Below are 14,146 nucleotides of genomic sequence, written 5' to 3' on the forward strand. Positions count from 1 at the left end.
ATAATCGCGGCGGCGTACTAGTGTCCTGTTCCGTTGTTAACCGATCTATGTTCACGTAGCATGTTGACGTCAACGGAACGGGAGACGTCAGCATGGTGATGGGACGACCGAAGGCGGAACTGGTGCTGAGCGCAGACGAGCGCTCGCAGCTGATGTCGATAGCACGTTCTCGTTCGATTTCGGCTGCGCTGGTCGCGCGGGCGCGCATCGTGCTGGCGGATGCTGACGGCGAACCCAACAGCGCGATCGCGCAACGCCTGCAACTCACGCGCGCCACGGTGGGAAAGTGGCGTCTGCGGTTTCTGGAGCAGCGAATCAACGGACTCTATGACGAAGTACGTCCGGGCAAGCCACGCGCGATCGACGACGAACGACTGGCTCAACTGATTCACAAGACCCTGCACACGAAGCCGGCAGATGGCTCCTCCCACTGGAGCGTGCGCACGATCGCCGCCGAAACTGCCATCTCGCCAACGAGCGTGCACCGTTACTTCAAGCTGCTGGGTCTGCAGCCGCATCGCAGCGAAAGCTTCAAGCTCTCGACCGATCAGTTCTTCATCGAGAAGCTGCGCGATGTGGTCGGCTTGTACTTGAGCCCACCGGAGAATGCCCTGGTGCTGTGCGTGGACGAGGAGAGCCAGTGTCAGGCGCTCGAGCGCACGCAACCCATGCTGCCGATGGGTTTTGGTTACGTCGAAGGCGTCACTCATGATTACGTCCGTCACGGCACCACTACGTTGTTTGCCGCCCTGAATGTGCTCAATGGCGCCGTGCTCGCTACCTGCAAGCCACGTCATCGACACCAGGAATTCCTGTCGTTCCTGCGCGAAATCGACAAAGCCGTGCCAGCCGAACTCGACGTGCACTGTATCGTCGACAACTATGGCAGTCACAAGCATCCGAAGGTCAAGGCATGGTTGGCTGCACGCCCCCGCTGGCACATGCATTTCATTCCCACCTACAGTTCGTGGCTCAATCAGGTCGAACGCTTCTTTGCGTTGATCACCAACAAAGCGATCCGCAGAGGCTCGTTCGGCCCGGTCAAACAACTGATCAAGCGTATCGATCAATTCGTCTCCCACTACAACCAAAACTGCAAGCCATTCGTCTGGACCGCGTCTGCCGATTCCATCCTCGAAAAGCTACACCGACTTTGTTCGCGAATCAGCGGAACAGGACACTAGGCCATGTCCGAATATGGGACGCTGGCCAGCTGTTCTGGTAGTCGTGGAACTCGAACGGTTGCCAGCTCCTACTTCATTAAGGACGTACGTGTGAGTGAGAGATCCGAAGATCATGTCTAGCAGTACGCCTTGAAACGGTGTGTTGACGAGGCAGCCGTTTAATCAGAACTCGATGGTGACGTCCGATAACGGCACGGAGCAGCAAGGAAGGATGTAGCCTTCACCGATCTCTTCATCGGTGATCCCACCGCCGTGATTCATCTCGACTTGTCCGTCCAGTTTGCGAAGTTTGCATGTTCCGCATACGCCGGATCGGCATGCATTGGGAATCCTGGGGCCATTCGGCAGTGCGTGGACCGCGTCGAGAATGGCTGTTCCGGGCGCGCAGTCAAGCTCGACCAGCGACTGCGATAAGCGGAGCCGCGATACTCCGACAGTGCTTGGCACCTGTACAGGTGCTTGCTCCGGCAGTTGAAATCGCTCCTGGTGGAAGCTGGATTCGGCGCCCCCATTTTCCAGAAACAGGTTGTGCATCACCGACATGAATGCGTCAGGCCCGCAGCAAAACACTTGCCGTGACGTCCAGTCTGGGACCGAGCGGTCAAGCACGTCCGTGGAAAGCATCCCGAGCTCGAAATCCGCATTGGCCTCATCCGCTGTGTAGAAATGCGGTGTGATGCCGCGAGACGCATGACCCATGCGCAGTAGCTCATCGTGAAAGAGCATATCGCCGGGCGTTCGGGCGAATTGCAGGAACTGGATGTCGGTGTACCCGCCTCGAGCGTAGACCGCACGCGCCATTGAAATGAGCGGTGTGATGCCAACGCCGCCCGCGACGAACAATAGTGGTTCGGCAGGATCGGCAGGCAATACGAAGTCGCCGGCAGGCCGTGAGACATGCAAGCGGTCGCCGACAGTCAATCGATCGTGAAGCCAGGTCGAGACGGCGCCCGTAGGCGAGCGCTTAACCGTGATCTCAAAGGTCGCGTTGCCGTGATCATCCGGCGCTGACGAGATCGTATAGCACCGGTACAACTGCTCACGCCCGGTATCGATACCCATCGTGACATACTGGCCTGGCTCGAACCTGACTGACTCGTGAGGTTGCGCGAGCGAAAACCGGAAGGTCTTGACGTTCCAATTCTCGCGGGCAATATCGACGCAAACCGCGTCAGTGAAAGCGCCGCCGTTCATTATGCAATGCACTCCACGGGAATAGTCTTCGGTGCGCTGGTCAGCTCCGACTTCAGCGTGGCCAGATACCAGTCGATGAACTCGGTCACGCCGCGCTCTACAAGCGGGGAGTAGGGCCCCGGCTGATATCCCTTCGAGTTGATGCCTTGCTGATTGGCTTCGACGAGTCGCTGGTCCTGCGCATTTGTGGCCTTCCAGACGGCGGTGAGATTGTCGAGGTCATAGTCTTCGCCTTCGACGGCACCCTCGTTTACCAGCCACCAGGTCGTGACCTGAGTCTCTGTAGCACTCAACGGAAGTAGCCGGAACGCGATGGCATGATCGGAGAGAACGTGATTCCACGTATTCGGGAAGCGCAGCAGGCGCAATGAACCGACGTCTTCGTCCCTATTGGTACCGAGCAGCTTCTTGCAGGCGAGTTCGCCATTCATCGTAAAGGAGAGGCCGCGCTCCATTGCGGCCCGCACCATCCGATAGCCCTCGGAAGTTTCAATAGGTTTGAAAGGCAATCCGGCCGCAGTCCATCGAGCCTCGTCTTTCTCACATTTTTCGGCATATTCGCCACCGAATCGAGGGTCCGTCGGTCCATCGAACTCGGAAATCGTGCGCAAGAGTTCCGGGTGGCTTCCGGAGCAGTGGTAGCACTCGCGATTGTTCTCGAGAACAAGTTTCCAGTTGCCTTTCTCGACAATAGTGGATTCGTACGCAACCTTTGCGTTATCAAGCCCGTGAGGCCTGATATACGGCGACACCTGCTTGCGGAATTCGTCAAACGGGGCGGGTGTGGCCGCAAGCGAGATGAATATGTAGCCTTCGACCGATTCGCAGTGCACCGGTTTGAGCGAGTATTGCGATGCGTCAAACTCGACGCCCATCTCTTTGGCGAACATCAGTTTGCCGTCCAGGCCGTAGGTCCATTGGTGGTACGGACACACGAGCGTGCCGGACGAACCTTTGTCGCCGGCGCAGATTCGCGAACCGCGGTGACGGCACGTGTTGTAGAACGCGCGGATCGCTTTGCTACGGTCCCGGATCACGACGATCGAACTGGATCCGATCTCCAGCGTGAACCAGTTGCCCGATTTCGGAATTTGGGCGGTAACGCCAGCGAAGATCCATTGGCGCTCCCAGATAAGTTCGAGGTCGCGTTCGTATACGGCCTTGTCGGTATAGAACGGCTGAGGCAACGACCGGCCGGCCACGCGAGACTCGATAAGAGCGTTGAGTTGACTGTTCGTCAGCATAGTGGTGATCAGTTAGGTTCTAGAGCAATAAGCGAACGGATGGACGAACCGATTTGACCTCCTTGCACGAAGGTGTGCAAGCCATGAAAACTGATGTTCTGCATGAGTTTTTGAGGTGCATGGGGGGCCCTATATTGGCCCCAGTTTAGATTCTCATGAGGGTGGCGAAGTGGTGCTGTGTACCAGCGTATGGCTTTCCAACCGACGTCGCGCTGGCGACGAATCGTTGACGAAACGTTCCTGTAGCTCGTTCACGGGAGGCCCGAATGCACTTGCCATCATGCGCAATTTCATACATCTCAACATGCGACACGGAGGCACCCGAGTTGAAGGGCCAGTGGAGACGTGTATGCAAATCCGCATGCGATAGATCAGAAAAACTGCTTTGACGGCTGATTTCTCGACTCGGATGATGCGGAACGTTGGTGGAATCGCAGTGCTTTCGCAATCGCTGTGACTCAGGGTCGTCGTAGCGGTGACGGCTCTCGATATCAAGCAGCAATAGAACTCGGAGACGTCATGTCAGGAAATCGTGGAGTCGTTTATGTCGGGCCTGGAAAAGTCGAGGTACGTAACATCGCCTTTCCGGAGCTTTCGGACCCGGCCGGTCGTAAGGCCAACCACGGGGTCATCCTCCGTGTCGTGGCAACTAACATTTGCGGCTCCGACCAGCACATGGTGCGAGGTAGGACCACTGCGCCGACCGGGCTCGTGCTGGGGCACGAAATCACGGGTGAAGTAATCGAAGTCGGTTCGGATGTCCTGACGCTCAAGAAGGGCGATCTCGTCTCGGTACCGTTCAACGTTGCGTGCGGGCGCTGTCCGATGTGTAAGGCGCAGAACACGGGTGTGTGCCTTAGCGTGAATCCTGCGCGTGCCGGCGGTGCATATGGCTACGTCGACATGGGCGGCTGGATCGGCGGGCAAGCGGAATTCGTGATGGTGCCGTATGCGGACTTTAACTTGCTGAAGTTCCCCGACCGTGATCGCGCGATGACGAAAATTCGCGATCTTGCCTGTCTGTCGGACATCCTGCCGACCGGATACCACGGCGCCGTTACGGCCGGCGTTGCGCCAGGCAGCACGGTGTATATCGCGGGTGCTGGCCCGGTCGGGCTGGCCGCGGCGGCTTCGGCGCGTCTCCTTGGCGCAGCGGTCACCATCATTGGCGACGTGAATCCGAAGCGGCTTGAGCATGCGCGGCGAGTCGGGTTCGAGACCGTCGATCTGTCCGAGGACGCGTCGCTCGCCGACCAGATTGCCAACTTGCTTGGCGAGCCGGAAGTTGATTGTGCGATCGATTGCGTCGGTTTCGAGGCACGTGGACACGGGCACGCCGGTTCGCAGGTCGAAGCCCCCGCGACGGTGCTGAACTCGTTGATGGAAGTGACACGTGTCGCCGGCAAGATCGGTATTCCGGGTTTGTACGTTACCGACGATCCGGGTGCGGACGATGCCGCGGCCCAGAAGGGTAGCCTGTCGGTTCGGTTCGGGCTCGGATGGGCGAAATCGCATTCGTTCTTCACTGGGCAAACGCCGGTGATGAAGTACAACCGAAGTCTGATGCAGGCCATTCTCTGGGACCGTCTCGATATCGCGAACGTCGTGAATGTCAATGTGATCGATCTGGACGACGCGCCGGCCGGATACGCGGAATTCGATGCCGGTGTGCCGAAGAAGTTTGTTATCGATCCGCACGGAGTTTTTAGGGCGGTTGCGTGATCTCATTGATTCTTATTCGATAACAGGATCGTGCTTTTTCTCCAGGGATCGTAGCCTTTTCTATAAAGCGATCGAGCTGAAAAGTAGGCGGAATAACGCAAAGTTGGGTAGGTGATTTATAAGGGTGTGCAACGTGTCGGGTTGGGGGCGTGACAGTGCTCAGACGTGTCTTGCCATGAGAGCCGTTCTCAGTAACGCCATTAGTAGATGCTACATTCCGCGCCTATAGGCGACGTTCTTGCCCGGTCGTTCAGATCACGTCACTTTGCTGCATATTCTTATCGTATAGATGCCTGCGGGAATGTCATATAAACGGAGTTGTTTGTAATGGGTGAAATGGCGAGCAAATTATTCGAATAATTTATTGATGAGCTTTAATGATGTCTGGAGTGCGAGGGTTGATAAAAATAAATTTTTCGTCGATGTTGAGTTAAATTTGCTTTGATGGGTAACTAGTTGGAAATGTCGTTCTTATGTGTATTTTGGTATTTGCAATCAATATCCGTGAATTGATGTTTCGAGTATAGGAAAAATCGGAGCGAACCGTGAGTCGATCAGAAGGAAGGGTGTGAGATGTCTGAACAATGGGTTTGTGCCGGGCACGCCGGCGCGCTGTCGGAAGACACGCCGATCGAGTTCAAGCGGACCGACGGCGTCGAAATCGGGATCTACCGCGTCGGCGACGAGGTGTATGCGCTCGAGAACGTGTGCCCGCATGCGTATGCGCTGCTGACGCAGGGGTTCGTCGACGAAGGCACGGTCGAATGCCCGCTGCACGAGGCCGTGTTCGACATCAAGACGGGCGAATGCCTGAAGGGCCCGGGCGGGCGCGCGCTGAAGCAGTACGCGGTGCGCCTGGCCGGCGAGGAAATCCAGATCAAGGTGGAATGACATGAAAGAAGCGACCGTCAACTTCAATCCCTTCCTGAAGCCGTGGGTGGCGCCGCAGCCGAACAACGTCGCCGGCAAGGGGCAGATCGAGATCCCGGGCCAGGTCGAGAACCGCATCTGGCAAAACCGCAAGGCCGAGCCGACGCAGTACGAGAACGATCTGGGCGATGCGCTCGAACGCGTGTTCGAGAGCGGCGCGACCGAGCTGGACGATGTCGTCGCGGGCCTGAACCGCATCGGCTTCCGCGCGCCGGACGGCACGGCGTGGACGGCCGAGCGCTTCCGCGCCGAAATGGCCTCGCTGGCGGAATGAGCGCACCGACCGCGCCGCACGCCTGAGCGCCGACCCGACAACCGCATCCGGAGCACACTGATGACGTCCCCCGCACAACACGAAATACAACACGACCCGGTCCGCGACTACCTCGACCGCGGCATCAAGAACTACTGGTATCCCGTCGCCCCGAGCTGGCAGGTGTCGAACGCGCCGGTCGGCCTCACGCGCCTGTCCGAGCAGATCGTGCTGTGGCGCGATCACGAGGGCAAGGTCCACGCGCTGGAAGATCGCTGCCCGCACCGCGGCGCGCGCCTGTCGCTCGGCTGGAACCTCGGCGGCAACATCGCCTGCTGGTATCACGGCATCGAGGTCGACGGCGGCGGCACGGTCAATCGCGTGCCGGCGGTCGCGAACTGTCCGCTCGAAGGCACGAAGTGCGTGAAGTCGTATCCGGTCGAGGAGAAGGCCGGCGCGATCTTCCTGTGGTTCGGCGACGAAGCGCACGGCGAGCCGGCACCGCTGAACCTGCCGGAAGAACTGGTCGCCGACGAATACGGCCACTTCCTGTGCGTGTCGAACTGGAAGTGCAATTACCAGTACGCGATCGACAACGTGATGGACCCGATGCACGGCGCGTACCTGCACGCGACGTCGCACTCGATGGCCGAAGGCGACAAGCAGGCCGACATGCGCGTGCGCAAGACGGAAACGGGCCTGATGTTCGAGAAGATCGGCCAGCGTGACGTGAACTTCGACTGGGTCGAGCTCGGCGAAACCGGCTGCCTGTGGATGCGCCTCGCGATTCCGTACAAGCAGAAGTTCGGCCCGGGCGGCAACTTCGGGATCATCGGCTTCGCGACGCCGGTCGACGGCGACAACTGCCAGGTCTACTTCTGGCGTACCCGCAAGGTCAGCGGCTGGCAGCGCGACGTGTGGCGCTTCATGTACCGCAACCGCCTCGAGGGCCTGCACTGGGATGTGCTCGAGCAGGACCGCTACGTCCTCGAAAGCCTCGCGCCGCACGCGCGCGATCACGAATATCTGTACCAGCACGACGTCGGCATCACGCGCGTGCGCCGGATGCTGCGCCAGCGCGCGCAGGAGCATCTGTCCGCGCTCGACGCGCATCGTGCGGCGCACGCCGCGGCGGAGCCCGCGAATGGCTGAGTTCGCACCGGTCGTGGCGCTGCCGGGGCGCCGCGTGCTCGTCACGGGCGGCGCGCGCGGTCTCGGCGCCGCATTCGTGAAGGCGCTCGTCGAAGCGGGCGCGCAGGTCGCGTTCGGCGACGTGCTCGCCGAAGAGGGCCGCGCGCTGGCCGCGCAGCTCACGCAAGCCGGCCACACCGCGCATTTCTTCACGCTCGACCTGGCCGACCTGGCGAGCATCGATGCCTTCGTCGCGCAGGGCGCGGCGGTGCTCGGCGGCCTCGATGCGCTGATCAACAACGCGGCGATCACGAACTCGGGCGGCAAGCTGTCGACGGAACTCGACGTGTCGACGTGGGATGCCGTGATGAACGTGAACGTGCGCGGCGTGTGGCTCGTCAGCAATGCGGCGCTGCCGCACCTCGCACGGTCGGGTCGCGGCGCGATCGTGAACCTCGCGTCGGACACCGCGTTGTGGGGCGCGCCGAAGCTGCTCGCGTACGTCGCCAGCAAGGGCGCGGTGATCGCGATGACGCATGCGCAGGCGCGCGAGTTCGGTGCGCACGGCGTGACGGTCAACGCGATCGCGCCGGGGCTGACCGAAGTCGAGGCGACGGCCTACGTACCGGCTGAGCGGCACGCGTTCTACATGCAGGGCCGCGCGCTGACGCGCACGCAGGTGCCCGATGACGTGACGGGTCCCGTGCTGTTCCTGCTGTCGGACGGCGCGCGCTTCGTGACGGGTCAACTGCTGCCGGTAAACGGCGGCTTCGTAATGAATTGAATTGAAGTTTTCACTCTGATGAAGGAGAGGACGATGGCGGACGCCGATCTCGAACGCAAGTCGTGGGACCAGCCGGAAGATGCAAGCTTCGGCGACTGGATGGAAGGGCGTGTCGCGCGCTACGCGACGCGGCGCTACGACTGGGACGCACTGAAGTTCCAGGCCGACTACGACCCGAAGTACCGCCGTGCGCAGATGCGCTATGTCGGCACGGGCGGCACGGGCGTCGCGAAGGACGTCAATACGGTGCCGGCCGGCGGCTTCACGTTTTCGACGATGGTCATTCCGGCCGGCAACATCGGCCCGAGCCACATCCACATGGACGTCGAGGAAATCTTCTTCGTGCTGCGCGGCAAGATGAAGGTGATCTGCGAGCGCGACGGCGAGACCTGGGAAGCGATCCTCGGCGAGCGCGACCTGATCTCGGTGCCGCCGGGCGTGTACCGCACGGAAATCAACATCGGCGAGGAAGACGCGCTGATGTGCGTGATGCTCGGTTCGCCGAAGCCCGTCACGCCGACGTATCCGCCGGATTCGCCGCTCGCGAAGATCAAGCGCTGAGACGGGGCGGAGCAAGCAATGCGTGTCATCGACAAACGTGAACGCGATCGCACCGCGGCGTTCGCCGCGCTGCTCGGGCAGTTTCCCGAACAGCGTTGCGCAGCAGGCGCGGCGGGCACGATCGGTTATCGCGAGGCCGGCGCGCAGCATGCGGGCCACGCGCTGCCCGTCGTGCTGCTGCACGGGATCGGCTCGGGCGCCGCATCGTGGGTGTGCCAGCTCGACTCGCTCGGCGCGTCGCGCCGCGTGCTCGCGTGGGATGCGCCGGGCTACGGCGTGTCGACGCCCGTGCACGGCGCGTCGCCGGCGGCCGCCGATTACGCGGCATCGCTGAACGCGTGGCTCGAGGCACTCGGCATCGAACGCTGCGTGCTGGTCGGCCATTCGCTCGGCGCGATCGTCGCGGGCGGCCTCGCCCGCGTGATGCCCGCGCGGATCGCCGGCCTGCTGCTGGTGTCGCCCGCGGGCGGCTACGGCAGCGCACCGGCCGAAACGCGCGAATCGCGCCGCGACGCACGCCTCGCGATGCTCGACGAACTCGGCCCGGCCGGGCTCGCCGAGCAGCGCAGCGGCAACATGCTGTCCGGTTTCGCGAACGAGGAGGCACGTGCGTGGGTGCGCTGGAACATGGCGCGCATCGTGCCGGCCGGCTACACGCAGGCCACGCATCTGCTCGCGAACGCCGATCTCGCGTCCGATCTTGCGGGCTTCCGCGGCCGCACGGCCGTGGCCGTCGGTGCGAACGACGCGATCACGCCACCGGCTGCCTGCGAGCGGATCGCCGCTGCCGCGCACGTCGGGCTGCAGGTGATTCCGCAGGCCGGTCATGCGGGTTACGTGGAAGCGCCGGCGGTTTATTCGTCGCTGATCGACACGTTCTGCCGCCAGTGTGACCGGGAATAGGGCGCGATATGAAAGACTCGGGTGTCCGGGTTCGGCGGATGTCGTCGACCAAGGTGACAGCTGCCATGGGTCAGATGACGGGAGACTGTATGACCGAGCCGTTGATAGATGAGACCGATGGCGAGAAAGGTGAAGCAAGCTATTTGGTGCCTGGCCTCGAACGCGGATTGCGGATCCTCGCCGAATTCTCGCCGCGGGAACCGGTGCTGGGCGCGCCGGAGCTGTCGAAACGGCTTGGCATTCCGCGCACGACAGTTTATCGACTACTACAGACGCTCGAGTCGCTTGACTTTTTGGAGCGGGTCGATAAGGAACGAAATTTCAGATTGGGAATAGCCGTATTGCGACTCGGCTTCGAATATCTGAGCTCGCTCGAGTTGACGGATCTTGGATTGCCGGTGATCGAGAGCCTGCGCGATGCGACCGGCTTCACGACGCACATCGTGATCCGCGACGGCCGCGACGTGGTGTTCGTCGCGAAGGCGCAGAGCCACCGCCCGGGTTTTGGTTCTATTTGGGTAAATGTTGGTACGCGGCTTCCCGCGCATGCATCAACGCATGGTCATGTACTGATGGGGGATCTGTCTCTGAAGGAAATGAGTGCGTTGTACCCAGAAGGGAAGCTAGAACGTCTAACAAAGACGACTCCGGATTCTGTCCATAGCTTGTTTGATGTGGTTCGCGGGCACGCAAGGCGCGGCTTTGCGGTCGGGAACTCGGCGTTTGAACAGGGCATCTCGGTGGTCACGGCGCCGGTGCGCAACGACACGCAGAGGATCGTCGCGTGCATCACGGTGACGGTGCCGCGGCCGGAGATCGACGCGGCGCTGATCGCCGACGGCCTGATCGACAAGGTGCAGCGCGCGGCGGCGGAACTGTCGCGGCGGCTCAATTACCGCTCGGATGACGAGCACACGTTTCTCAAAGCTTTAGGACTGCGATGATTCAGATCGATCTGACCGGGCAGGTGGCGGTGGTGACGGGCGGTTCGTCCGGCATCGGCCTCGCGACTGCCGAACGGTTCCTGCAGGCGGGCGCATCGGTCGCGATTTGCGGCCGCGACGGCGAACGCCTCGCACGTGCCGAGGCGATGCTCGGCGAGAAATATCCGGGCGCGCCGCTGCTCGCGGTGCGCTGCAACGTGCTCGACGAAGCCGACGTGACCGCGTTCGCGCAGGCCGTGTCCGACCGCTTCGGCCGCGCCGACATGCTCGTCAACAACGCGGGCCAGGGCCGCGTGTCGACCTTCGCCGACACGACCGACGACGCATGGCGCGAAGAGCTCGAACTGAAGTACTTCAGCATCATCCGCCCGACTCGCGCGTTCCTGCCGCTGCTGCGCGACGCGCAGGCGCCGACGATCACCTGCGTGAATTCGCTGCTCGCGCTGCAGCCGGAGCCGCACATGGTCGCGACGTCGTCGGCGCGCGCGGGCGTGCTGAGCCTCGTGAAGTCGCTCGCGACCGAACTCGCGCCGCAGCGCATCCGCGTGAACTCGATCCTGATCGGCATCGTCGAGTCGGGGCAGTGGCGCCGCCGCTACGAAGCGCAGGCGCCGGCCGGCGAAAGCTGGGAGGACTGGACGGGCACGCTCGCCCGCAAGAAGAACATTCCGCTGAACCGTTTCGGCAAGCCCGACGAGGCAGCCTGGGCACTTTTTTATCTCGCAACGCATCTGTCGTCCTACACGACGGGCAGCCATATCGACGTTTCTGGAGGCTTTGCACGCCATGTCTGAAAAAACCACGGTTGGCGAGCTGATTGCCGCCTTTCTCGAGCAGTGCGACGTCAAAACCGCATTCGGTGTCATCTCGATCCACAACATGCCGATCCTCGACGCGATCAACTCGCGCGGCAACATCCGGTATGTCGGCGCGCGCGGCGAAGCGGGCGCGGTGAACATGGCCGACGGGCTGGCCCGCGTGTCGGGCGGCCTCGGTGTCGCGTTCACGAGCACCGGCACGGCGGCGGGCAACGCGGCCGGCGCGATGGTCGAGGCACTGACGGCCGGCACGGCACTGCTGCACATCACGGGGCAGATCGAGACGCCGTACCTCGACCAGGATCTGGCGTACATCCACGAAGCGCCGGACCAGCTCACGATGCTCGACGCGATCTCGAAGGCCGCGTTCCGCGTGCGCACGGTCGAGACCGTGCTGCCGACGATCCGCGAAGCGGTGCGCATCGCGCAGACCGCGCCGACGGGCCCCGTGTCGGTCGAGATTCCGATCGACATCCAGGCCGCCGAAATCGAATGGCCGGAAGACCTCGCGCCGGCGCACGTCGCGGTGCGCGAGCACGACGATGCACGCGTCGCGAAGCTCGCCGACGCGCTGGCGGCCAAGCGCCGTCCGCTGCTGTGGCTCGGCGGCGGCGCGCGTCATGCGCGTGCGGAAGTCGAACGCCTGGTGAAGCTCGGCTTCGGCGTCGTGACGAGCGTGCAGGGCCGCGGCGTGCTGCCGGAAGATCACCCGGCGACGCTCGGCGCGTTCAACGTGCATTCGTCCGTCGAAGCGTTCTACAAGACCTGCGACGCACTCGTCGTGGTCGGCTCGCGCCTGCGCGGCAACGAGACGCTGAAGTACAAGCTCGCGCTGCCGCAGCCGCTGTTCCGCGTCGACGCCGATGCGCTCGCCGACAACCGCGGCTATCGCAACGAACTGTTCGTGCACGGCGATTCGAAGCGCGTGCTGGCCGAGCTGGCCGACCGCCTCGAAGGCCGCCTGTCCGTCGATCCGGAATTCGCCGCCGATCTCGCCGCTGCGCGCGAGCAGGCCGTCGCCAGCGTGGCGGAGGGCCTCGGCCCGTACAAGACGCTCGTCGACACGCTGCAGGGCGCGGTGGGCCGCGACTACAACTGGGTGCGCGACGTGACGATCTCGAACAGCACGTGGGGCAACCGCCTGCTGCAGATCTTCGAACCGCGCGCGGGCGTGCATGCGCTCGGCGGCGGCATCGGCCAGGGCATCCAGATGGGCATCGGCGCGGCGCTGGCGGGCGCGGCGGCGAAGACCGTCTGCCTCGTCGGCGACGGCGGCCTGATGGTCAACGTCGGCGAACTCGTGACGGCCGTGCAGGAAAACGCGAACGTGATGATCGTGCTGATGAACGACCAGTGCTACGGCGTGATCCGCAACATCCAGGACGCGCACTACGGCGGCCGCCGCTGCTTCGTGCAATTGCACCAGCCCGACTTCGCGCAGTTCTGCGCGAGCTTCGGCCTCACGCACTACCGGATCACGTCGCTCGAGCAGGCCGAAGCGATCGTGCGCGACGGGATGGCGAAGGAAGGCCCGGTGATGGTCGAAGTCGACATGCTGTCGGTCGGCTCGTTCGCGTCGAATTTCGCGGGCCCGCCGGTCAAGAAGGAAGAAACGCCGTCGGAGCGGCAATATGCTTAACGGACGCCACCCTGGCCACGGACACGGGCACGCGCCCGTCGACGTCGCGATGATCGGCTTCGGCGCGATCGGTGCCGCGGTGTATCACGCGGTCGAGCACGATGCGTTGCTGCGCGTAGCGCACGTGATCGTTCCCGAACACCAGCGTGCCGCGGTGCAGGGCGAGCTCGGCGGCGCGGTGGAGGTCGTGTCGTCGGTCGACGCGCTGGCCCGCCGCCCCGAGTTCGCGCTCGAATGCGCGGGTCACAGCGCGCTCGTCGATCACGTCGTGCCGCTGCTGAAGGCCGGCACCGACTGCGCGGTGGCGTCGATCGGCGCGCTGTCCGATCTCGCGCTGCTCGACGTGCTGTCGCAGGCCGCCGACGAAGGCGACGCGACGCTCACGCTGCTGTCCGGCGCGATCGGCGGGATCGACGCGCTGGCGTCGGCGAAGCAGGGCGGCCTCGACGAGGTGCTGTACGTCGGCCGCAAGCCGCCGCTCGGCTGGCTCGGCACGCCGGCCGAGGAACTGTGCGACCTGCGCGCGATGACCGAAGAGAAGGTGATTTTCGAAGGCACCGCGCGCGATGCCGCCCGGCTGTATCCGAAGAATGCGAACGTCGCGGCGACCGTCGCGCTCGCGGGCCTCGGCCTCGATGCGACGCGCGTGCGCCTGATCGCCGATCCGGCCGTCGCGCGCAACGTGCATCGCATCACCGCGCGCGGCGCGTTCGGCGAGATGTCGCTCGAAATGAGCGGCAAGCCGTTGCCCGACAACCCGAAGACGTCCGCGTTGACCGCGTACAGCGCGATCCGCGCGCTGCGCAATCGCGCGGCCCGCTGCGTGATCTGAGCGGGAC

At 63.1% G+C, this 14,146-nt stretch carries 14 protein-coding genes; 12 read left to right on the forward strand and 2 right to left on the reverse strand.

Going from position 1 to position 14,146, the window contains the following annotated elements; translation table 11 throughout:
• The first annotated feature begins 92 nt into the window (after nt 1-92).
• Nucleotides 93-1,184: an IS630 family transposase gene (locus U5809_RS14200; RefSeq protein ID WP_322086969.1), complete on the forward strand. Its 1,092-nt coding sequence runs from the start codon at nt 93-95 to the stop codon at nt 1,182-1,184.
• 162 nt (nt 1,185-1,346) lie between these two features.
• On the opposite strand, the gene U5809_RS14205 is transcribed toward U5809_RS14200, so the two are convergent.
• Together U5809_RS14205 and U5809_RS14210 are read right to left on the reverse strand one after the other, a co-directional pair.
• On the reverse strand, nt 1,347-2,378 hold the full coding sequence (locus U5809_RS14205) for an iron-sulfur cluster-binding domain-containing protein (protein ID WP_321896588.1): 1,032 nt from the start codon (nt 2,376-2,378) through the stop codon (nt 1,347-1,349).
• Entirely contained in the window at nt 2,378-3,622 is a 1,245-nt protein-coding gene (locus tag U5809_RS14210) for an aromatic ring-hydroxylating dioxygenase subunit alpha (RefSeq protein WP_321896587.1), read from the reverse strand. Before U5809_RS14210 ends, U5809_RS14205 begins: the two co-directional genes overlap by 1 nt.
• A gap of 519 nt (nt 3,623-4,141) precedes the next feature.
• Between U5809_RS14210 and fdhA the strand changes: the two genes are divergently transcribed.
• The 11 genes from fdhA to U5809_RS14265 all read left to right on the forward strand — a co-directional run bounded on the left by fdhA (nt 4,142) and on the right by U5809_RS14265 (nt 14,139).
• On the forward strand, nt 4,142-5,344 hold the full coding sequence (fdhA, locus tag U5809_RS14215; RefSeq protein ID WP_321896585.1) for a formaldehyde dehydrogenase, glutathione-independent: 1,203 nt from the start codon (nt 4,142-4,144) through the stop codon (nt 5,342-5,344).
• 573 nt (nt 5,345-5,917) lie between these two features.
• Nucleotides 5,918-6,235 (forward strand): non-heme iron oxygenase ferredoxin subunit, encoded by a 318-nt coding sequence (locus U5809_RS14220; protein ID WP_006758060.1) that lies wholly within the window; start codon nt 5,918-5,920, stop codon nt 6,233-6,235.
• A 1-nt stretch (nt 6,236) separates the two neighbouring features.
• On the forward strand, nt 6,237-6,548 hold the full coding sequence (locus tag U5809_RS14225) for a recombinase-like helix-turn-helix domain-containing protein (RefSeq protein ID WP_039321045.1): 312 nt from the start codon (nt 6,237-6,239) through the stop codon (nt 6,546-6,548).
• A gap of 60 nt (nt 6,549-6,608) precedes the next feature.
• Nucleotides 6,609-7,679, forward strand: coding sequence for an aromatic ring-hydroxylating dioxygenase subunit alpha (locus U5809_RS14230; RefSeq protein WP_322086970.1), 1,071 nt, complete (start codon nt 6,609-6,611; stop codon nt 7,677-7,679).
• Nucleotides 7,672-8,442, forward strand: coding sequence for an SDR family oxidoreductase (locus U5809_RS14235; protein ID WP_322086971.1), 771 nt, complete (start codon nt 7,672-7,674; stop codon nt 8,440-8,442). The genes U5809_RS14230 and U5809_RS14235 overlap by 8 nt, the downstream gene beginning before the upstream one ends.
• 33 nt (nt 8,443-8,475) lie before the next feature.
• The gene (locus U5809_RS14240) at nt 8,476-9,003 is read left to right on the forward strand and encodes a cupin domain-containing protein (protein WP_322086972.1); all 528 of its coding nucleotides are present in this window, start codon (nt 8,476-8,478) and stop codon (nt 9,001-9,003) included.
• Nucleotides 9,004-9,021: 18 nt separating this feature from the next.
• Entirely contained in the window at nt 9,022-9,906 is an 885-nt protein-coding gene (locus U5809_RS14245) for an alpha/beta fold hydrolase (RefSeq protein WP_322086973.1), read from the forward strand.
• A gap of 89 nt (nt 9,907-9,995) precedes the next feature.
• Nucleotides 9,996-10,850 (forward strand): IclR family transcriptional regulator, encoded by an 855-nt coding sequence (locus U5809_RS14250; protein WP_321896579.1) that lies wholly within the window; start codon nt 9,996-9,998, stop codon nt 10,848-10,850.
• Entirely contained in the window at nt 10,847-11,644 is a 798-nt protein-coding gene (locus U5809_RS14255; RefSeq protein ID WP_322086974.1) for an SDR family oxidoreductase, read from the forward strand. The genes U5809_RS14250 and U5809_RS14255 overlap by 4 nt, the downstream gene beginning before the upstream one ends.
• Entirely contained in the window at nt 11,637-13,307 is a 1,671-nt protein-coding gene (locus U5809_RS14260) for a thiamine pyrophosphate-binding protein (RefSeq protein WP_322086975.1), read from the forward strand. Before U5809_RS14255 ends, U5809_RS14260 begins: the two co-directional genes overlap by 8 nt.
• Nucleotides 13,300-14,139, forward strand: coding sequence for an aspartate dehydrogenase (locus U5809_RS14265; RefSeq protein ID WP_175688266.1), 840 nt, complete (start codon nt 13,300-13,302; stop codon nt 14,137-14,139). Before U5809_RS14260 ends, U5809_RS14265 begins: the two co-directional genes overlap by 8 nt.
• Nucleotides 14,140-14,146 lie beyond the last annotated feature (7 nt).

The sequence above is a fragment of the Burkholderia sp. BCC1999 genome (genome assembly GCF_905339975.1).
In the GTDB taxonomy this organism is placed as follows: Bacteria; Pseudomonadota; Gammaproteobacteria; order Burkholderiales; family Burkholderiaceae; genus Burkholderia.